Source organism: Streptomyces sp. NPDC045846, assembly GCF_056431605.1.
The window spans coordinates 60,644-80,969 of the sequence record NZ_JBWKKJ010000016.1 but is presented as its reverse complement, the minus strand read 5'-3'; the positions used below and the strand labels follow the sequence as shown (position 1 = coordinate 80,969).

Sequence of the window (20,326 nt, the reverse complement as noted above, 5' to 3'; positions counted from 1 at the left end):
GCGAAATAAACCATATGACCGGAGGGTGAACCCTGGCATCGCGGGGCTTGGGAGGGGAAGCAACCGATCATGGGATCCCTTGCACGTCCGCAGTTCCACATGCCGTTCGAGTCCCGCCTCAACCCTCACGTAGACCAGGCCCGCGCACATGCCAAGCAGTGGACCCGGCAGATGGGCATGTTCGATGAGGCGTACTTGGAGTGGCCGCAAAGGTGGAGCGAGGAGAAGTTCGATCAGGCCGACTTCCCGTTGTTTATTGCCTTGACCCATCCGGACGCCGATGCCCGGGAGTTGGAGCTGGTTACCGATTGGCATGTGGCTCTGTGGTTCGTTGACGATCTGTTCCTGCCGCTCTATCGGCGTGACCACGACCAGGAGTCGGCTGCCGCTCAGGTGGAACGGCTGATGCTGTTCTTGCCGCTGGATGGATTGCCGCGGCCGCTGAGCCCGGGCAATCCCGTGGAGCGGGCCTTCGCCGATCTGTGGACCGGCACGGCCGCCACCATGAGCCCGCTGTGGCGCGACCGGTTCATCAGCAGCGTGCGGCGCTTCCTGGACGGGGTGCTGTGGGAGCTCGAACATGTCGACCATGCTGTGACCGACCTGATCGAATATCTGGGAGCCCGCCGCGACTTCGGCGGCCTGCAGTTCACCGCCGTGCTCATGGAGCACGCGATGGGCGAGCTCCGTCCGAACGTGCTTCGCAACAGGGAGTTCCGCACCGCCGTTGACGCGTTCGTGGACGCCGTCAGCCTGCACAACGACATCGTGTCCTACGACCGGGAGGTCGCTGAGGGCACAGTCGCCAACAACGGGGTGGAGGTTGCCCGCAAAGTTTTTGGGCTTGATCGGCCTGACGCGGCTGCTGTCGTCAACGATCTGCTGACCGCCCGGGTCAACACTCTGGCCGAGGCTCCTGCGGCCGTACCACCCGAGGCAGAAGAGTTCGTCGAGTCCCTGCAAGAGGCGCTGGCAGGTTCGTACTTGTGGCACGAGCTGACCGGCCGCTTCGGCCAGACAACGGCCGGAACTCCTGGTAAGCCCCGCGGCCTGGGCACATCCGCGGTATACGCCTTTTCCGGGCCGTTGCGGGGCCGCTCGGGTTGAACTGCGCGGAGTCCGACGGGCCGACCGCGCCGTCGTCAATGATCATTCTGTGCCGAGGTGATACGCCAGAGGATCGACTCTGTGTGGGACGGTGATGCGGTGCCACGACGGACGTTGGCCGTTCTCTCCCTATGAGGTCTTGCTCCGCGGCCGCCCGGACCGGCGGACGGGGCGACGTCAGGCAGGGAGGCCGAGCGGCGGGTGCTCCAGCACGCGGGGCCTGTACTCGACCAATTGGGTGCGGCCGTCGAAGGTGCGGTGATCGATCATCTCGAGGGCAACGTCCGGATAGCCGTCGTAGATGCGTTCTTCGCCGGTGGCCCCGGTGATCACCGGGAACATCACGACCCGGAAGCGGTCGACGAGTCCGGCTCGTAGCAGGGACCGGCACAGGCTGAGGCTGCCGATCGTGCTGAGGAGCCCCGAGCTACTTGACGATTTCATGGCGCGGACCGCCTCGACTGCGTCGCTGCGGACCAGCGTGGAGTTGGCCCACGTCAGTGGCCCCTCGAGGGAGGAGGAGAACACGACCTTGGACGCTTGCGTGAGCTCGTCGACGGACGCCTCTTCTTCGGGCCTGAACTCGTCTTGGCCATCGGGAACCTTGCCTGCGGCGAAGCCCGACATCAGGCGGTAGGTGTTGGCTCCCATTAGATAGGTGGCCTCGGGCTGCTCGCCGAGCCATGCGAGGTACTCCGGGCCCTCCAGGCCCCAGAACCCGGGCCACCCCTCTCCCGATGCGTAGCCGTCGAGGGAGGTGATGAAGTCGACGAGAAGCTCCGGCATGGCGGTGTCCTTTCCTGGATGTCACGAACTTGGACCGGTCCGAAACCATAAACTCATCGGCCGTGCCGTGAAGCAGCCAGAAAACCCGTGACGCCGCAGCTGATCAAGCCGGCGGAGCCGCACTGCTTCGGAGGCTCGGGAGCCTGGATGATCCGTCAAAGCCCCAGCTAAGCCCCGCCCGCGAACGGCCCGGGCCAACCGTCACGCTCAGCCGGGCCAAGTACAACGCTCAGGGGCCAAACTGAAGCGCGACCACGGGGGCGGCGCTCCACACCCGCCTGAAGGTATTCCGGTCGGTAGGCGGGAACAAACAGGTGTCCGGCCTGATCCACATCGCCAGCGGCGACCCCCCGGTCCGCCTGTGGGGCCCGGTCATCAGCGCGCTGGAGCCGAGAGAGAACGCACAGGCGTCATCGACCCCCTCGGCATCCTGGACACCCTGCACACGCTGGACGTGGACTTCGAGGCCGCCCACGCCATCGCCGCCCTCCACCGCCGCCAGATCCCTATGGAGTGGCGGCAGCCGTCCACGCGGCCCGCCCCACCATGGGACGCCCCGACGGAGCGTTGATCGCCATGGTCGGCCCCGAGGCCTACGCGGGGCTTGGTGTTCCGGTGATGGATCTCAACTCCTGACGAGGGCCCGGGTCCTTGCGGAAGTTCACCAGCGTCCCTGGGTAGGCGCGGATCCCGGGATCTGACTGGGAGATCCCGGGACCCTCTTCATGTCTTGACCGCCCCGCTCAACGGTCACGCGTGGACTTGGTCACCTTGATGGGCACTGCCGGTCGTGGAAGGCCGGTTGATCAGGTTTGCCTGGTGGGGAGCTGTGTGGTGGGAAGGGGTGGTGGGGTGGGGCCGGGTTCCGCCGCGGCGTCGCAGGAGGGAGGTGACCGCTTGGGCTATGGCGCCGGAGAGGGACCAGAGGATTTGGACCCAGGGGGTCCACCAGGCGAGGAGGAGGGTCAGGGCCCAGTAGGCGGTGACCAGCCAGGAGATGGCGATTTCCTGGCGTTGGGCCGGCTCCTGGGCGGGGGAGGAGAGGACGCCGTGGCGCCCGGCCTGGGTCTGGATGCCCGAGCGGCAGAGCATGAGGAGGAAGACGGTCAGGCCGAAGAGCAGTGCGGCCAGCGGGTTGTTCGGGTAGTGGCCCATGATCGTGGTGGCGAATGGCAGGAAGCCGGTGAGCAGCAGCAGGGGGAAGTGGAGCATCATCATCGGGCCGGGAACGCGGCTGATCCGGTCGAGCATGGTGTGGTGCTGGCGCCAGACGATCCACAGGACCAGGAAGGCCAGCAGGTAGGAGTAGAAGGAGCCGGCCTCGTGGGTGAGGAAGTGCCAGAGATGGGTGGCGGCCTGGGACTTGGATCTGCCGTCGGTGGTGTCGAAGTCCTTTCCCTGGGGGCGGGGGATCTCGATGACGAGCAGGGTCATGGCGATGGCGAACACGGCGTCGGTGAAGAATCCGAGGCGCTCCGGCGTCTGTCCCGGTGGTGGTGAGGGGTCCATGTCGTATCCGTACCTCGTGGTCGGCGCCGTCGGTCAGGTGGTGGGGAGAGTGGTGTCGAGCCAGTCGAAGGTGATCTGGTTGAAGCGGGCCATGGCTCCCATGTGGCAGTGCTCGCCCGCGCCTTCGGCCTCGGGGAGGGTGATCAGGGTGTGGGGGCAGGTCAGGGCGGCCTGGACCTGCTGGGGCTGGCCGCGGAAGAACTGGTCGTTCTCGGCGTCCAGGATGAGGGTGGGGCAGTCGATGAGGTGGGCGGCTCCGTCGAGGGTGTAGTCGGCGGTGCGGCGGACGTAGTCGGCGGCGGAGGTGGCACCGAAGGCCCAGACGCCGTTGCGCAGGGCCCAGCGGAGCTGGGTGCCGCTCTGCATGAGCAGGCTCATGACGGGGTTGGCGAGGTCGTCGCGGCCGGACTGGATCCAGTCCCACAGGAACGGCGGCATGAAGCGGGTGTGGGCTTCGCCGTAGCTGTAGAGGCCGTCGTCGAGGATCAGGGCGGCCGGGCGGTGGTCGTGGGCAGCGGCGCGGGCGACCAGGTAGCCGCCGAGGCTGTAACCGAGCAGAGCGAGCCGGTGGGGGGCGATCTCGGGGCGGGTGAGCGCGTAATCGATGACGGGGGTGACCACGGCTTCCCAGTCCGGGCGGAAGTGCAGGTGCTGCTCGCGCAGTGCCGCGCCCTGGCCGGGGCCGTCGTAGGCGAGCACGTTGTAGCCGCGGCGCAGCGCGGCCGCGCCGACGACGAAGTAGGCCTCTTCCAGGGTGGAGTCGAAGCCGCTGGTGAAGATGACGGTGGGGCGAGGGGTGCCGGAGTCGTCGACGAGGAAGAGGTAGCCGGGCAGGCTGGTGTCCTCGTAGGGGATGCGGACGGCTTCGACGGGGGTGTCCATCAGAGCCGCGGCGGCGGCGAAGGTCTCGCGGGAGAGCGTGGAGAGGCGCTTGACCTCGGGGTCGTTGGCGGGGTCGTCGCGGCGGTAGAACTCGGCGGTGCGGTAGTAGCTGGAAGCGCGCAGCAGAGCTTCGCGGGCGCTGACCCGGTGCCCGGCCGTCAGGGCGCTGTTGCCGATGGCGTGGACGCGCTCTGCGGTGGCCTTCCACTCGCGCAGCCAGTCTTCCTCGTTGCCCTCGCTGATGTTGCGGGCGGTGGACAGGACCTCGCCGAGGTCGGCGCCGCCGTAGTTGGCGAAGCCGGCGGCCCGCAGCGCCTCGAAGGAGAACGACTCGTCTTCGAAGAGGAACTTCATGGTGCACTCCCGGTGTCTCGGTGAGACGGAACGGGTCCGTCTCGACTGTGTGGCAGACGTTAGCGCCCGCCGAGGCGAGACGCAACCGTTCCGTCTCGTGATAGCGTGATGGCATGTCGAGCGCGCCCCCACCGCACACCCCTGGACGCAGGCTCCCCGGGGGACCGGTCCTCCAGGACTCCGTGACCGAGGCGATCGCGGCCGCCTTCTTCGAGGAACTGGCCCAGGTCGGCTATGCCAGGCTCTCCCTGGAGGCGGTCGCCAAGCGCGCCGGGGCAGGCAAGGCCGCCATCTACCGGCGCTGGCCGTCCAAACTGGCCATGACTCTCGCCCTGGTCACACAGGTCGCGTCGAGCACTATCGAAATCGGCGACACCGGATCCCTGCGCGGGGACATCGCCGCGTTCGTCACCGACGCCGCCGCGGCACTGAGCCACCGGCTCCCAGCCAAGATCATCCCTGACCTGCTCGCCGAGGGCAGCCGCAACCCCGAACTGGCCCAGGCCCTGTTCTCCGCGGTACGTGATCCCCGCCGGGCCAGAGCAGTCAGCCTCCTGGAACGAGCGATCGAGCGCGGCGAGCTGTCGGCCGACGTCGACCGCGACCTCGCCCTGGACCTTCTCGCCGGCCCCCTCTATTGGCGCCTCGCGGTCGTGCACGGGCCCACCGCGCCCGACTACCTGGAACGGCTGACCGACAAGATCCTTGCCGCGATCCTCGCCTGAGAGGCAGGGCTCCCCTGACGCTGCGCGCAACTCCATGGAGCCGCGCCTGCCGGCTGGCCAATGCGGCCACGCGGCTGCTCGCCAAGCCTGACGCGATGGCCGTCGCCGCCGTCGTCACCTTCCTCGGGCGGCATTGCCACTCCCGTCACCACTCCCGGCACGCTCACCTTCGCCAATTTCGGCCACAGCTTCGCCGTCCCCACGCGGTTGGGCGATCGGACCGGATGACGTCAGGGGGGGGCAGGCAGGGCGAGGAGGCGCGTGTGCTGCGCGGCGGCTGGACCCGGTGCCGACCTGGCCCAGTGGTCCGCAAGTTGGGCTGGAGCGGGCGCCTGAAGGCTGGCGGCTCCCGGGGTCCTGCTGTGCGTGGGCCCCGGGGAGCCGCAGCGCGCCATCTGGAGCGGGGCGCACCGTGATCAATGACCGGTAGGGAGGCAATCGTTGCCCGCCGCGCGGGTGGAGCACGTCCGGTGTGAATAGCACGAAGTCCCGCGACCTGACCGCGATCCCGGGACGCCCTTCGTGCACTACTTCACTACCGTCCGCTTCAACGGCCGTGCGGGGCCCGGGTCATCAGCCCACGCCGACCGTAGCCTCGGCCCAGTAGATGCCGAGTTCGGTGAGCAGTGCGAGCTGCTGGGCCGCTCATCCGGGCACGGTGGTTCGTCCGGTTTGCCAGCGATACATCGAGCCGTGCGGCGTGCTCCTGGCCAGGGAGCTCCTGCGTCTGGGCGCGGCCTTGGATGCGCCGGGGCCCTGGCGCCCATGGGAGAAAGGCGTCAGGGCCGGTGAACACGAACCGCCAGCCGGGGGGAGCCACAGTTCTACGTGTCGCCCTGTCCAACGCAGTGCCTGCCCCAAGGTCACGGCCTCACCGTACGACGGCCAAGGGCCGGAGCGCGCTGGGCAGTGGCTTACCTCCCGACGGACCGTTGCCCCGACACAACAGCCTCGGGGGCAGGTCGGGGCAGCTGTGAACAGAGCACGGGGCGGGGTCTGCGGGGCATGGGCCGCCTCCAACAGTGGCAGGAGCCCCTCACATGGTCGGTAGCAGTACGGCCGTGCGCCCTACCTACGGGTGGTTTACATCTGACGCACCGACGTTTTTCGCACTGGTCTCGCGACACTGGGCGCGACACGTCCCCTGCGCGGTAAAGGAATTTCCGCATGCGTCTTCGCCATTCCGTCGCGGCTGCCCTCGGCGCCCTGGCGCTCGTCGTTACTCTGCCTACATCCGCCAACGCGGCCGTCGGCGATTTCCTCTACAAGGTCGGCCCGGGGATTCCGGCCGGGTTGGCCGACCCGGAGAGCAAGAAGTGCATCAACGTCTTCGGGGCCACCGAGAAGGACCCGGCCTTCGCGCCGGAGAACCTCACCACCTCTACCGCGACGGTGTTCCTCGACTTCGACTGCACAGGCGACACCTTCTATGTCATGAACCCGGGCAAGATTTTGGGCGACCGCCTGAAGTTCCGCTCCGTCACCTTCAGTTGACTCCAGGCCGCCCCGGCAGTAACCGTGCAACACCTCTGCCGGGGCTACTCACGGCCGCCCTCAAGGCACCCGACGTCGCGGAGGCTGCTTGGCAGATCAACCGCATCGGATGTCTGGCGGAACGAGCACGCCACCGACACATGCCTCCCGGAGGTCGTGAACAGGGCGAACATTGCCTGATGCGGCAGTAGCGGAAAAGGGCGGCAGGCGCCCCATTGCCGCTGAGGGTTCAGCGGTGGGCGTGACGGCCTGTTTTCCGGTGCCGAGGCCGCGGGCCGAAGAGGTATCGCTCGAGGTGGCCCAGTGCGAGTACCAAACCCAGCAGGGCAACGGGCAGTAACACGGCGACAACGACCGTGACCGGGTTAGCCGGATGGGCTGTCAGACGCGGGCCCCGCTCGCGGAGCCAGCGCGGGCGGGGCCCGCTTCAGCCGCTTCCACAACAGCAGACAACGGCAAAGCCAAGGCACCTGCGAGTTCCGCGAGTTCTTGCCGGGTGGGAGCAACCGGTCCGTGCACCCCGTCCTGCACGAAGACCCGAATCCGGGGTGTACGGATTCCAGTCGCCTGAGCAAGAGCATCCACACTCAACCTGCGACGACGCATCGACTGCCGCACCAACTGCACAAAGTCAGCCATGATGCTCTCCTGCCCCGTCCTGTCTCCGCCACACCCAGGGCATCGAGCGCGTGACCGTACGGGCCAGGCGTTCCACTGCCCTGCGGATCCAGGCCCCAATTGGAGGAGGCCGAAAAGATCGAGGACGGCGTGCTCGCCCTGGTCCGCGAGGTGGCGCCCGAACTCCTGGACCCGCTCGGCGCCGGGCCCTACACCTGGCCGCGGTGTGTCCACCATTCGCGGGGGAGGAGCAGGGTCATGATCGGTTCGCCGGTGGTGCGTTTCGGTGAGGGCCAGGAGGCGGTCGTCGCCCGTGGGCGCCTGTCCGCGGGGCAGGTCTCGCGCAGGCACCATGCGGCACTCTCGTTGGGAAGCGTCTGCCCGATGGCCTGGGCGACAGCGGACATCCCCGTGTGCAGGCGCCCTGGCCCGCCTTCGCTGTCGCCCGCCACGAATTCCCGCCATGCGTCCGCAGTGATGAGCAGCGGCATCACAACGCCCGCGAGATGCCCGCGAGAGAGACCGCGGCGGGCAGGATCGGGATGAACGCGCCGCCTGCGAGCGCCTCAGCGCGCGCGTAGGAGGCGACGACAGGATCGTACTCGTCGTCCATGTCGTGCTCCGCCTTTCTCAAGTCCGACACGTCGCCTGGCCCGTTGAGCCCGCAGACTGCCCCCTGGGAGCGTTATCCCTCGAACGGATGGGCGTCTGCAGGGGGTGTTCAGTCGCCGACGGACTCAGGACGGGATGCCGACAGAACCGGAAGGCTCGTGCCGTGCCGGACGGGACCTCAATTGGGCCGCCTTTCGAAGCCGAACGGCTGCTGAGCCCTGCCAAGAGCGTGAATCGAGCGCCGTCACAGGCATGTCGCACCCGTGCCAGCTCTTCCGCAGCCTACTTCTTAGCCTCATGAACTCTCCTGGTCATCCCCGGCTTTCCCGCCTGCTTGCCATCGGCATGGCTGTCCTCATCCCGCTTCCGATGGCCGCGGCATCCAGTGTTTCGGCGGCAGCCTCAACGCATCGCCATTCCTCTCCGGTCAGGTCCGGCGGGGAAGTGCTCCGTGAGCGCACGCTTCGCTGGCAAGCCGACATGTTCACCGACCTGTGCACCCGAGCCCCGTTCGGGGCGCCGCACGAGCACACCTTCGTGTTCTTCGACGACGTGCACATCACTGCTGTGGAAGACGGGGCTGAGGAGAACAACGGAACCCTTACCTGGAGCGGGCACGTCAAGGGCCGGCCCGACACCAGCGTCATCGCCTCTCTGCGGGGTGTGTGTGGCGCCGGTCATTCCCACACGGAAGCCGTTCCCGCCGTGGAGGTCATCGGCGACCTCGGAGCTCGCGTCTACCGTCTGGAGACCCTCCCTGGCCACAGCTCGCGCCTGCACGCGACCGAGGAGGATCCGAGCCGACGTCCGCAGCCGAAGCCCGACGACGACTTCGCCGAGCCCGGCGCGTCCAAGTCGGCGCTGCGCAGGGGCCTCGAAAGCCGCCCCCGGGACACGCCCGCCGATCCGGTCGTCATCGACGTCATCGCCGGTTACACACGTGGGGCTGTGGCCGAGGCGGGCGGTGAGCAGCAGGTCATCAACACCATCGACTGGGCCGAGCGGAAAATGAACGAGGCCTTCGCCAACAGCGGCATTCCCGCCAGCATCGACATCATCGGCACCTACGACACGGGCTACCAGGGGGACAACACCTCGTCAGCCCTTCTCAGCAAGCTGAACAACCCCCAGGACCACCAACTCGGGTCCACCGCCGCCGCCCTGCGCCAGCGGTACGGAGCCGACCTGGTCACCGTCGTCAACAGCGTCGACCCCGGAGAGTCCTCGGGTCAGGGAGACCTGCCCATGCGGGGAGCCTTCAACGCCCGTGATGCCTTCTCCGTGGTCGACTTCAGGTCACTGACCGGCTGGTACAACCTCGGTCACGAAATCGGCCACAACTTGGGGATGTTCCACGACCGCGCCACCCTGGACTCCCAGGCCCCCCGCCATGTCTGGACCGACCTCCTGAACAGGCACTCGGGGACCGGCTGGATCACCCCGCGCGGCAACTTCCACACCCTCATGGCCTACGCCACCTCGTGCCCCACCAGCTGTGCCACGGTCAACCAGTACTCGAACACCGAGAACACTGTCAATGGCCAGCCCCTCGGTGACCAGAACAACGACAACGCCGCTCTCGCTCGCCTGTCCGCACCCATCGTGGCCGGATACCGCGCTCCGGCCGTCGCCAAAACCCGCTACGCCCTCAGCCTGACCGCCACCGACGGCGGCACCGTGCGACCCGCTGTCTACGGGCCCTACAGGCCTGGCACCACGGTCAGTGTCACTGCCCGGCCGCAGCCCGGATTCCGCCTCGCCGCCTGGATCTACGACGGAGTCCAGTACGCCCCTCACCCCGAGGTCAACTTCACCATGGACCGACCCCACACCCTGCGCGGTGTGTTCCTGCCGTCCTGATGCTAGGCCGGCCCTCCCCGCGCCGGCCGGGATGTATGAGGGGGCGCTTCTCAGGCGATGGTGACGTCGAAGAGGATGCAGCCGGCCCGGTCGCTGAGGTTGAGGGTCCGCCGGTAGTTGACCGAGTTCTTGTCGTTGGCGTAGTGGCGGGTTCCCGTATAGCCGTTCAGGCTCGGGTAGCGGTCCACGAATCCGGGAGGGGCCTCGTGCTTGCCGGGGTTGAACCAGAGGTATTCCCAGTCCCTGCTGGGACTGTGTACGCCCGAACACGAGTTGGGGGACCGCTTGATGTTCACGAACGCCGTGTCCTTGGCGACGACGGACCGAGGTTCTCACCGGTCTTGCCGTCAGCTTGATCGCACGCGACCCGTGGGCCTTGGACACCCAGATTGCCGCGTCACTGCCGCCGATGTACATCTCCTTTTCGTAGACGAGGAACGCGTTGGACGGGCACGCAGGCCGTGCCCTGTGGCCTTGTACGCGGTGGTCTCCGGGGCCGCCGTACTGGCAGCGGCCAGCGGCACGTGGGCGAGATCAGCGTGGTGAGTGCACCGGTACTTCAGGGGCTGGACAGCGCCGAGCCGCTCACAGGGACACGCGCCCTCGCCGCGTGCCGGCTGACGATTGTCGCCCTGGCTTACCCACCGGCTGCCCGCAGCCCCGCACGGTCCTGCAGTTTTGGATGTGGTCGGCCGCGATGCCGTCGGTGCGGGACCGGACCACTCTCTTCGACCTGCAGGATGCCTTGCGGGTGAGGGTTCGGGAACGCGTCAGGCCCTCGCAGCCGACTGCCCGCGAGGGCCTGACGGCGTGCGCATACGCGGGATGAGGCGACCAGTTCAACAAGGGAGCGGCCGGTGCGTTCCAGGCAAGACTCCGCCTCCAGAGCGGAGTCAACGGGCCAGGTTCCAGCGGCTGGTGTCCGAGGTGGGCCTGGACCAGGGCGGGCTGGTGCTCGGCCTGGAGAGACGTCACGGCTGGCCCGCCGCAGTCTGGAATGGCACCAGCTCTGCGAGCTGGGTGCGCTCTCCGCCGCTCTGCTCGCTGCCCGGCATAGGGTCTATGACCCCGCAGACCACAGGGACTTGTGCCTGCTCCGGTCCCACATCGAGTCAGTGATCCCGAACCGGACGGACACATCCGGCCAACTGGCCAAGCTGTCACAGGGACACGCTCTTGTTCGACACCGCGGGCCCCGCCCAGGCTGGCCGAGGCAGGGGAGCGCGATCACGCGAATGTGCAGGTCAGGGACTTGTGTTGATATTGTGCGCAGCGTTCGGCCCGTCAGTGTGACCGGGCCCTGCTGTACTCGTATAGATCGGGTTTCTTGTGAAGAAGTCGCTTTCCGCGCTGGCCGTCGCCGGCATAACTGCCGCCTCCCTGGTCGCTCTGGCGCCCACCGCTTCCGCCTCCGGGTGCGTCTCGACCTGGCTGAGGAGCCCGGGCACGACGACGAACGGTGCCATGGTCGCGGTCAAGGCCGACTCGCCTTGCCACGACCTCAACGTGTCTTGGTCGCAAGCCGCCAATGCCCCCGACTCCAAGTTCTCCGGGTACATGGGTGTGTACCGCAAGTCGAGTTCGGCGGGCTGGTTGGTCGGGTCCAAGGGCTATGTCCAGATGGACAACGGCTACCACGACATCAACAACTCCTACTTCGCTCTGGTCACGGACCTGGCCCCGGGCACCCAGTTCTCCGTGATCAGCCGAACCCCCGGCGACCAGGTCACCATCGTTCACTGATCTCGCGCTGTGCCTGCCTGGCGGAGAACCGTGTCCGGCAGGCACGGCCTGCGATTCCGGTCCACCCTCGTCATCGGAGGTAGGCGGACATGCCCCGCCCCGCCCGGCACCCCCGCCGCCCCCGCTCCCTCGCTGCTCTGGGAGCGGTGCTCGTCGGCACGCTCCTGCCCCTCTTGTCTGGCTGCTCGACGCCAACGGCTAGTGCTCCCACCCGCCCTGACGCCTCCGCACACGCCGTCGATCCCGCCTCGCCCGTTTCGTACGGCCTGCCGCAGGACGTCACGCCCATGGTGCTGCCCGCTGGCGGCGCGGACACCCGGCTCACCCAAGGCCTCGAAGGCTTCACCAGCCTGATCCGGTCGCAGACCGTACGAGCCTGCTTCACGTCGGCGCACGCGCCGCTGCCGGATGCCCCTCCGGCCATGTTCGTGCGGCTGTTCGAGATTCCGGACCTGGAGACCATCGCGCACAACGGCTTCGTCTCCGCCACGGTCCCCGGCCAGCAGCTCTCCTCCGCTGGTGGTGCGGCGCCGGACAACGCGCTGGTGCAAAGTTGCGGTCAGAAGGGCGATACGGCGGCCGCCGAACTCCAGTCCGTCTACGGTCCGTTGTTCTCCCGCTGGCTGAGCGGGCTCGCCCCACTCGAGACGCAGGACACCGTCGTGTCAGCACGCAAGACCTTCTCGGGCTGTCTGGCGGGCAAAGGCGTGCAGGCGAAGGACGAGAACGATTTCTTCAACGGGGTCGACAAGAAGATCCAGGAGATCGACGACCGCGATGCCATGAAGGCGGAGGAGCGCAGGCTCGGAGCGATCTACGCGGCGTGCATGAAGCCGGTCGAGGCGGCGCGGGAACCACTGCGCGCGAAGGCGCGGGAGCAGTTCGTCGCCGAGCACAAGGACGAGCTGGCGCAGATCCGCACCAGCCTGCCCGACCGGATCGCCACCATGGAAAAGCGCTACGGGATCCGATTCTCCGTCCCCGCTCCTGCCGTTCGCTGAGTGGCCTCGCTGGCCGCGGTAGGGCTCCGCTCAAGGACGCGGGTACAGCTCTTCGCACAGTGCGCGGCACCGGTCGGGTGACCGGCCGGGCTGCTGGCCGGGGTCACGGTCCGAAACCACAAAGAACCCTAATGGGGCGCGGCCTGACCGTGAAGGTGAAGCGCTAACCCGCGCATGACAGAGCCGCCCACACCCACGCACGGGGGTGGGCGGCTCCTCCCTGCGACGCGTCAGCGGAGACGCGGGCCGGCAGTTCCGCGGCGTTCGACGCTTCATCGCGGTGTGGGCTCGGATCAGTCCGGAAGCTTGAGGTCGTGGCAGTTGTGTTCGCCGGGCAGGAGCGGGCGGGTGTGCAGAAGGAACGTCGAGCCTTCGCTCGTCCGCAGGGAGGCTGGCCGGGCGGAGGTCAGCAGATGGCGGGCGTGGTCGCGGTCGGCGCCACACAGTACCGTGCAGGAGCCAGCGTTGACTCGCTCTCCGACCGCCAGTGGATTGAGCGGCCTCAGCTGATCAGAACCGGTGCTTCCCCCGAGACCGAGATGTGCCGGAAGCCATGCGGGGTGATCAGCGCTTCGGCGGCTTGACCCAGCCCTTCTTCACCAACTGGTCGCAATGCCACCTGCTGTGGGCGGGGGACTCGCCCTTCTGCTTGGTGGCAGCCAGGCAGTCCGAATAGGAGTACGGCGGTGCAGGACGGGAGACGGGGGCAGCGCTCGCCATCGGAGCGGCCAGGCTGATGGCCACGACCGCCGTGGTCAGGGCAATGCTCATTCGACGCATAGGAGTTCACCTCTCGCTCAACACGGGGACGTTCGTGAACGCCAACGATCCTGGTCGTCTTACGACACGACCCCGTGGTCGCGAGATCTCGCACACCGGCCCCGGACGCCAGGCCAGCATCACCGAACGTGAGCAACGAGGTAGGAACAAGGTGAGAAGCTGGACCTCAACTCCTGTTAGGGCTGCTGTGGTTGGGCCCGGCGTGTAGATACTGCTCTCTGACAGTCGAGAAACACCTCGCCACCAGGGAAGATCTTGGAGGCCGGGTCGGGGAGGAGTCGGCTTCCTCCCGGAAGGGGCGCTGTTCCGTCCCTCGCGGTGCTCCCGTTGTCTATCCGCAGCCAGGTTTCGAGAGCCCTGGGGAATGCGGAAGCCGAGAGCATCGTCCAACTGCTGGATGTCAGGGTCCGTGGCCGGGGATTGAGCGGCTGAGCACTGGGAGCCGCATGGTCCTCCCGCCATCTGACGATCCCGGTCCAGGACGAGGTGGCGGCTTCGCTGTAAGACCTGTGTATCTGCGGCTTCAGAGTTCACGAACGCCGGGGCGGCGCGAGCGTTCCACGGTACTGGGCGAAGTCCGACGCCGATCGAATGGATATCCACGACCACCCCCACTGGCCTGGCCATCGAGCTGGTACGAGCCGGCTACACGCTGTCGCGGCGCCTGGACAGCCGGCATGCCGTGCACCCCCTCGACGTGCCCGGGCTCCTGCTCGGTGCCGTTGCCGACCCTCAGCTCACCCCGCACCGCCTGCGCCTGCGCCCCCACGAGAGCCTGGTGCTCTGTACCGATGGGATCACCGAAGCACGCCACGAAGGCGAACTGTTCGGGGACCCGCGCCTGACGGACGCGGGGGCCGACGCCCCCGGCCACCTTACGGTGCAACACGTGGTCGACACGATCACCCGGGCCGTACACGCTTTCACCAGCGGCCCCGTAATCGACGACGATCAGGCCATCCTCGTCCTGACCGCCACCGCGACTGCATGTGCGCAGGCCGCGGAACCTCCACGGGGGTAACGCGGGAGCACACGGCGTCCTTGTGTCGTACCGCTGCCGTACATGAATGGCGCGATCCCGGATATCCGGTTATCCATGGTGCGATTTGGGTCCGTGGCCTTCCTCATTGTGTGTGCCGCCGCAGCGGTGACCTCGGCGTTCGCAGTCTCTCCGTGGTGGTGGTTCGCGGGCGCTCCGCTGCTGGTCGTCGCCCTGCTGGGCTGCTACGACCTCCTCCAGCGGCGCCACTCCGTCCTGCGTAACTATCCGGTCCTCGGACACGCCCGATTCCTCCTGGAAGCGATCCGGCCCGAACTCCAGCAGTACTTCGTGGAGCGCAATTACGACGGCCGCCCCTACGACCGCGACACCCGCAGCATCGTCTATGAGCGGGCCAAGGGCGTCGACGCCGAGGAACCCTTCGGCAGCGAGCGCGACATGTACGGCCGCGGGTACGAATTCCTGGTGCCCTCGATGCGCCCGGTCGACATGCCGAAGCAGGCTCCCCGCGTGCGGGTCGGCGGCCCCGACTGCACCCGCCCGTACGACATGGCGCTGCTCAACGTCTCCGCGATGAGCTTCGGCTCGCTCTCCGGCAACGCTGTCCTGGCGCTCAACACGGGCGCCGCACGGGGAGGCTTCGCGCACGACACCGGTGAGGGTGGCCTGTCCGAGTACCACCTGCGTCCCGGCGGCGACATCATCTGGGAGATCGGCACCGGCTACTTCGGCTGCCGTACGAAGGACGGCGACTTCGACCCGGAAATGTTCCGCGAGAAGGCCGCCCACCCGGCCGTCAAGTGTGTCTCCCTCAAGCTCTCCCAGGGTGCGAAACCCGGCATCGGCGGGGTGCTGCCCGGCGGCAAGGTCAATAGCGAGATCGCCCAGGTCCGCGGCGTTCCGGAGGGGAAGACGGTTGTCTCACCGCCGTACCACCGGGTGTTCTCCACGCCGCGCGAGATGGTGCGCTTCCTGGCCCGGATGCGTGAACTCGCGGACGGAAAGCCGGTCGGCTTCAAACTCTGCCCCGGCTCCCGCGTGCAGTTCCTCGCCGTGTGCAAGGCGATGATCGCCGAGGACATCACCCCCGACTTCATTGTGGTCGACGGCGCCGAGGGCGGTACCGGCGCGGCCCCGCTGGAGTTCGCGGACCACCTGGGCATGCCGCTCACGGAGGGGCTGATCACCGTCCACAACGCCCTGGTCGGCGCCGGGCTCCGCGACCGGATCCGGATCGGCGCGAGCGGCAAGGTGGCCACGGGCGCCGACATGGTCAAACGCCTCGCCATGGGCGCCGACTGGACCAATGCGGCCCGCGCCATGATGTTCGCCGTCGGCTGCATCCAGGCCCAGCGCTGCCACACCAACCGCTGTCCCACCGGCGTCACCACGCAGGACTCGCGACGGGCCCGAGCCCTCGACGTCGCGGACAAGTCCGAACGGGTACGGCGCTTCCAGGAGGCGACCGTCTCCAGCGCCCTGCAGATCATGGCTGCGATGGGCGTTTCCCACCCCGGGGATCTCGGCCCCCACCTGCTGCGCCGCCGCGCCACTGACAGCGACGATTTCCGTTCCTACGCGGAGCTCTACGAATGGCTGAAGCCCGGCGAGCTGACCCTCGACCCGCCCGCGAGATGGGCCGCCGACTGGAAGGCCGCCGACCCCGACAGCTTCACCGGCTGACCACACGGCCATCCGTCCCACTGGCCCCCATTCCGTTTGGACGATCCATGGCGGGCGCACCGGATGTGTACACCCGACACCCCGACCAACCCCTGCCCGCAGGCCATATCCCGCGGGCCAGCTCCACAGAAAGGACACCATCCATGTCCCGCACCGTCGCCCACCTCTTCGTCGATGCCCTCGAAGAACTCGGGGTCCGGCAGGTCTTCGGAGTCGTGGGTGACGCGCTCAACCCGCTCACCGACGCCATCAGGACCTCCGAGTCCCTGTCCTGGGTGGGCTGTCGCCACGAGGAGGCCGCAGCGTTCGCGGCCGGAGCCCAGTCGCAGCTGACCGACACCCTCGGCGTCTGCATGGGCACCGTCGGACCCGGCTCCGTCCACCTGCTCAACGGCCTGTACGACGCGGCGAAGAGCGGCACGCCCGTCCTCGCCATCGCCGGCCAGGTTCCGCGCTCGGAGGTCGGCACCGACTACTTCCAGGAGGTCGACAACGACCTCCTGTTCAAGGACGTCGCCGTCTTCCGCGCCACCGTCACCTCGCCCGAGCAGCTCCCCGCCCTCCTCGAAGTCGCCGTGCGCACCGCCATCGGGCGCCGGGGCGTCGCCGTCCTGACCATCCCCGGCGACATCGGCGACCAGGAGCTGCCCACCGACCGGCCGCTGCGGCTCTCCGTCGCCCATTCCGAGAACCGGCCCGACGACCCCGCCCTCGACGAGGCCGCCCGTCTCATCGACGAAGGCGGAAACGTCACCCTCCTCGTCGGACGCGGATCCCGTACCTCGCGCGACGACGTCCTCGCCCTCGCCGACCGGCTCGCCGCGCCCATGGTCCTCACTCTCAAGGCCAAGGAAGGCTTCGAGGGCGACAACCCGTTCCAGGTCGGCCAGACCGGCCTGATCGGCAATCCGGCCGCCGCCCATGCCATGGACCACGCGGACACCCTGGTCCTGCTCGGCACCGACTTCCCGTACCGGGATTGGTACCCCGAGGGCAAGAAGGTCGTCCAGGTCGACCGGGTCGCCGAGCACATCGGGCGGCGCGTGCCCGTCGACGTGGCGCTCGCCGCCGATGTCGGCCCCACGGTGCGGGGACTCCTGGAGCGCGTCGCCGCCCGCGCGGACCGCAAGCACCTCGACTCCGCACGCGAGAAGTTCACGCACTGGCAGGACGGACAGCGCCGGCTCGCCGCGCCCGGCCACGACAAGGGCCTGATCGGCAAGGTCCGCTCCGCGTTCGACAACCGCGACCACCTCGTACGCCCCGAGGCGCTCGCCGCCGCGGTGGATGCCGCGGCCGCCGCCGACGCCGTGTTCACCTCCGACACCGGCATGGCCACCGTCTGGCTCTCCCGCTTCGTCGAGATGCGCGGCAGCCGCCGGTTGATCGGCTCGTACAACCTCGGCTCCATGGCCAACGCGATGCCGCAGGCCATCGGCGCACAGTTCCTGGACCGCGACCGCCAGACCATCGCGTTCTGCGGGGACGGCGGCCTGTCGATGCTGCTCGGCGACCTGATGACGATCCGCACCGAACGACTGCCCATCAAGCTCGTCGTCTTCGACAACCGGCGCCTGGGCATGGTGAAGCTCGAACAGGAGCAGGCGGGCCTCCCCGAGTTCGGCACCGTCCTGGACAACCCGGACTTCGCCGCGGTCGCGCAGGCGCTCGGCATCAAGGGCATCCGTGTGGAGCGCGCCGAGGACCTGGCCGAGGCAGTCGAGCGCACCTTCGCCGAACCCGGACCGGTCCTTCTCGACGTGCTCACCAATCCCGACGAGATCGCCGTGCCCGCCAAGCCCACCGTCCAGCAGGGCTGGGGCTTCGCCATCGCCAAGGTGCGCGAGAACCTGCGCAGTACGGGGAGTTGAGAGACCGTCCGTGAACCTCCCCATTGGGGAGCGTGGGTCATAGGTTGCTTGGATCTGGCTGGGGGTGGACGCTGCGGTGTGGGGCCGGGGCTTGCCGTCGGCAGGAGGAGTCTCGCGCCCCGGTAGCAGGGGGCTGGCATGACCGACTTGCCCAAGGTCGGGAGTGTGAGCAGGCAGCGGTACGAGGAGATCGTGGACGAGCCGCGTGAAGCGGTACAGCAGGAGTCCAGGGCCCGTGTCCGGGCGACAGGTCGTCGATGAAGGGGGCCTCGCCGAAGCGGCTCCGCTTCTCCTCCCACGCTTCGTGCCGAGTGCAGCCCGGCAGCGTGACCCATGCCGCCGTGCACCAAGGCTCCCCGCCATGGAAGACATGCAGATCGCCGTGGTCGAAGCAGAATGCGTACGTGGTCGGTGTGCCAGGCACCACGACGACCATCCGCAGCGACCGCTGCAGGGGCAGCCCCACCTCGCGAGAGCCACCCCCCGTATCTGTTGTGAGGCTGCACCTCACTGACCGATGACGCTGAAAGTTGCGTCGGTAGGCGTAGTTGACCAGCGAGACGAAGCGTGTGGTTTCACGGCGCGCGTCGGCGATACGCAGGGCATGACTTGCGGATTCGGTGGGCGAGGACTTGCCGGACCGCCCTCGGGCACCCGAAGCCGCGAGAGTCTGCGGGGCATGTCGCGGTGGTGGAGGGGAGCCGCTGTGGCGCCGAGCAGGTGGCAGTGAATCGCCCTCGGTGCGGGATTGCACCGAGGGCGGTCTGTGTGACTAGAGCTGGGTGGCTCCGCCGTCGACGAACAGTTCCGCGCCGGTGGTGAAGGAGCTCTGGTCCCCGGCCAGATAGAGGGCGGTCGCGGCGACCTCGTCGGGGTGGCCGGCCCGGCCGAGCGGGGTCGGCGCGGTGGGCTCGGCGCCGTCCTGCGGGAGGGCGGCCCGCAGTTCGTCGGCGCCGGGGGTGGTGACGGGACCGGGGGTGAGGGCGTTGACCCGGATGCCGCGGTCGGCGAGTTCGGCGGCCCAGGTGCGGGCAAGGCTGCGGATCGCGGCCTTGGTGGCGGCGTAGATACCCAGGCCGGGGACGCCGCGCAGGGCCGCGCTGGAGGAGAGCAGGATCACCGAGGCGCCGTCCGGCAGCAGCGGAAGCGCCTTCTGGACGGTGAAGACAGTGCCCTTGAGGTTGATGGATGTGGTGCGGTCGTAGTCCTCCTCGGTGATTGTGCCGAGCGGGCCGAAGTCGCCGACGCCGGCGTTGGCCACGACGATGTCGAGGCGGCCGCTGCGTTCGGTGATCTCGGCGAAGAGCCGGTCGAGGTCGCCGAGTTGCGATACGTCGCTCCGGATCCCGATGGCACGGCTGCCGATCTGCTCGACGGCGCTCTTCAGTTCGGCCTCCCGGCGGCCGGTGAGGTAGACGGTGGCTCCTTCGGCGGCGAACCGGCGGGCGATGGCCAGGCCGATGCCGGTGGAGGCCCCGGTCACGAGGGCGGTCTTGTTGTCCAGCTGTCCCATGGCATTCCCCAATGCTTGATGTAACTGTTGTTGTTACGATCCGGGGCGCAAAAAGTGCCGCCCTGCCGCAATCCGCGGCTGAAGCTAAGCGTCTCTCAGTACGTCACGCAGCACGTCCTCCAGCGTGGTCCTCGCCAGTTCCGCGCGGAGGGCGGTCTCGACACCGTCGTAGGCGGCACCCAGCACCGGCGCGATCCCGCGGCCCACGACGCACTCCCGGTCGGGCGTGGCAGGGTGCAGGGCGAAGATCGGCCCGGACTCCACCGCCTCGTACACGTCGAGCAGAGTGATTGCCGACAGCTCCCGCGACAGCGTCCAGCCGGCCCCGGCGCCCCTGCGCGAGTCGACCAGGCCGGCCTTGCGCAACTGGGCGAGCAGGCGGCGGATCACCACGGGGTTGGTATTGACGCTCGTCGCGATCTGCTCCGAGGTCGCGACCTCGTGCCCACGGCGCTGATACAGCCCGATCCAGGTCACGGCATGCGCGGCGACCGTCAGTCGACTGTTGGCCCCCATGTCGTCTACCACCTCCCTCTAGTTGAAACAATAACAGTTACGACTGGCTTCTGCGAGTGTCCCGGGCCCCTGGAACCTCGGTGATCACCGCCCCTGGCCCGTGGCGCGGTGGCCGTCGAGCGAGGCCAGGCGGCGGCCGGTTTGTCAGAGCCGCCGCCGGGGCGTGCAGCCTCTCCACGGACACATGCGCAGCACAGGCAGCAGAGCGGCGGGGGGGGCACCTGCGTCGTACGTCATGGCCAATCCCCGAGCACTATCCGGGAGTTCCTACC

At 68.3% G+C, this 20,326-nt stretch carries 18 protein-coding genes; 10 read left to right on the top strand and 8 right to left on the bottom strand.

Annotation, left to right across the window (positions count from 1 at the left end):
* Nucleotides 1–69: 69 nt before the first annotated feature.
* Nucleotides 70–1,107 (top strand): terpene synthase family protein, encoded by a 1,038-nt coding sequence (locus tag AC07F3_RS34815; protein WP_479118634.1) that lies wholly within the window; start codon nt 70–72, stop codon nt 1,105–1,107.
* Between the two features lie 177 nt (nt 1,108–1,284).
* Here the strand turns inward: AC07F3_RS34815 and AC07F3_RS34810 are convergent, their stop codons facing one another.
* Nucleotides 1,285–1,893, bottom strand: coding sequence for a dihydrofolate reductase family protein (locus AC07F3_RS34810; RefSeq protein ID WP_479118632.1), 609 nt, complete (start codon nt 1,891–1,893; stop codon nt 1,285–1,287).
* Nucleotides 1,894–2,254: 361 nt separating this feature from the next.
* On the opposite strand from AC07F3_RS34810, the gene AC07F3_RS34805 reads away from it, so the two are divergent.
* Complete coding sequence (locus AC07F3_RS34805) at nt 2,255–2,464, top strand: hypothetical protein (protein WP_479118630.1); 210 nt, start codon at nt 2,255–2,257, stop codon at nt 2,462–2,464.
* A gap of 179 nt (nt 2,465–2,643) precedes the next feature.
* Here AC07F3_RS34805 and AC07F3_RS34800 read toward each other — a convergent pair whose 3' ends face one another.
* Both AC07F3_RS34800 and AC07F3_RS34795 read right to left on the bottom strand, forming a co-directional pair.
* Complete coding sequence (locus AC07F3_RS34800; RefSeq protein WP_479118628.1) at nt 2,644–3,402, bottom strand: TMEM175 family protein; 759 nt, start codon at nt 3,400–3,402, stop codon at nt 2,644–2,646.
* Nucleotides 3,403–3,435: 33 nt separating this feature from the next.
* Complete coding sequence (locus tag AC07F3_RS34795; RefSeq protein WP_479118627.1) at nt 3,436–4,638, bottom strand: alpha/beta hydrolase family protein; 1,203 nt, start codon at nt 4,636–4,638, stop codon at nt 3,436–3,438.
* A 113-nt stretch (nt 4,639–4,751) separates the two neighbouring features.
* Between AC07F3_RS34795 and AC07F3_RS34790 the strand changes: the two genes are divergently transcribed.
* Nucleotides 4,752–5,363 (top strand): TetR-like C-terminal domain-containing protein, encoded by a 612-nt coding sequence (locus AC07F3_RS34790; protein ID WP_479118625.1) that lies wholly within the window; start codon nt 4,752–4,754, stop codon nt 5,361–5,363.
* Nucleotides 5,364–6,530: 1,167 nt separating this feature from the next.
* The gene (locus tag AC07F3_RS34785; RefSeq protein WP_479118624.1) at nt 6,531–6,857 is read left to right on the top strand and encodes a hypothetical protein; all 327 of its coding nucleotides are present in this window, start codon (nt 6,531–6,533) and stop codon (nt 6,855–6,857) included.
* A gap of 1,108 nt (nt 6,858–7,965) precedes the next feature.
* On the opposite strand, the gene AC07F3_RS34780 is transcribed toward AC07F3_RS34785, so the two are convergent.
* Complete coding sequence (locus AC07F3_RS34780) at nt 7,966–8,088, bottom strand: hypothetical protein (RefSeq protein ID WP_479118623.1); 123 nt, start codon at nt 8,086–8,088, stop codon at nt 7,966–7,968.
* 479 nt (nt 8,089–8,567) lie between these two features.
* Between AC07F3_RS34780 and AC07F3_RS34775 the strand changes: the two genes are divergently transcribed.
* On the top strand, nt 8,568–9,947 hold the full coding sequence (locus tag AC07F3_RS34775) for a M12 family metallo-peptidase (protein WP_479118622.1): 1,380 nt from the start codon (nt 8,568–8,570) through the stop codon (nt 9,945–9,947).
* A gap of 50 nt (nt 9,948–9,997) precedes the next feature.
* Here AC07F3_RS34775 and AC07F3_RS34770 read toward each other — a convergent pair whose 3' ends face one another.
* Nucleotides 9,998–10,243 (bottom strand): hypothetical protein, encoded by a 246-nt coding sequence (locus AC07F3_RS34770; RefSeq protein WP_479118620.1) that lies wholly within the window; start codon nt 10,241–10,243, stop codon nt 9,998–10,000.
* A 1,033-nt stretch (nt 10,244–11,276) separates the two neighbouring features.
* Here AC07F3_RS34770 and AC07F3_RS34765 point away from each other — a divergent pair.
* Both AC07F3_RS34765 and AC07F3_RS34760 read left to right on the top strand, forming a co-directional pair.
* Nucleotides 11,277–11,690: a hypothetical protein gene (locus tag AC07F3_RS34765; RefSeq protein ID WP_479118618.1), complete on the top strand. Its 414-nt coding sequence runs from the start codon at nt 11,277–11,279 to the stop codon at nt 11,688–11,690.
* Between the two features lie 287 nt (nt 11,691–11,977).
* Nucleotides 11,978–12,691 (top strand): hypothetical protein, encoded by a 714-nt coding sequence (locus AC07F3_RS34760; RefSeq protein WP_479118616.1) that lies wholly within the window; start codon nt 11,978–11,980, stop codon nt 12,689–12,691.
* 564 nt (nt 12,692–13,255) lie between these two features.
* Here the strand turns inward: AC07F3_RS34760 and AC07F3_RS34755 are convergent.
* On the bottom strand, nt 13,256–13,462 hold the full coding sequence (locus AC07F3_RS34755) for a hypothetical protein (RefSeq protein ID WP_479118614.1): 207 nt from the start codon (nt 13,460–13,462) through the stop codon (nt 13,256–13,258).
* 595 nt (nt 13,463–14,057) lie between these two features.
* On the opposite strand from AC07F3_RS34755, the gene AC07F3_RS34750 reads away from it, so the two are divergent.
* From AC07F3_RS34750 to AC07F3_RS34740, 3 genes are all read left to right on the top strand, one after another.
* Nucleotides 14,058–14,492 carry a PP2C family protein-serine/threonine phosphatase gene (locus tag AC07F3_RS34750; RefSeq protein WP_479118724.1) on the top strand — a complete coding sequence of 145 codons (435 nt, stop codon included), beginning with the start codon at nt 14,058–14,060 and terminating at the stop codon, nt 14,490–14,492.
* 75 nt (nt 14,493–14,567) lie between these two features.
* Nucleotides 14,568–16,154 carry an FMN-binding glutamate synthase family protein gene (locus tag AC07F3_RS34745; protein WP_479118613.1) on the top strand — a complete coding sequence of 529 codons (1,587 nt, stop codon included), beginning with the start codon at nt 14,568–14,570 and terminating at the stop codon, nt 16,152–16,154.
* Nucleotides 16,155–16,297: 143 nt separating this feature from the next.
* The gene (locus AC07F3_RS34740) at nt 16,298–18,025 is read left to right on the top strand and encodes a thiamine pyrophosphate-dependent enzyme (protein ID WP_479118611.1); all 1,728 of its coding nucleotides are present in this window, start codon (nt 16,298–16,300) and stop codon (nt 18,023–18,025) included.
* Between the two features lie 772 nt (nt 18,026–18,797).
* Here the strand turns inward: AC07F3_RS34740 and AC07F3_RS34735 are convergent.
* A complete protein-coding gene (locus AC07F3_RS34735; RefSeq protein ID WP_479118609.1) occupies nt 18,798–19,538 on the bottom strand; it encodes an SDR family NAD(P)-dependent oxidoreductase in 741 nt (246 codons plus the stop codon).
* A gap of 84 nt (nt 19,539–19,622) precedes the next feature.
* Nucleotides 19,623–20,054, bottom strand: coding sequence for an Rrf2 family transcriptional regulator (locus tag AC07F3_RS34730; protein WP_479118608.1), 432 nt, complete (start codon nt 20,052–20,054; stop codon nt 19,623–19,625).
* Nucleotides 20,055–20,326: the final 272 nt, after the last annotated feature.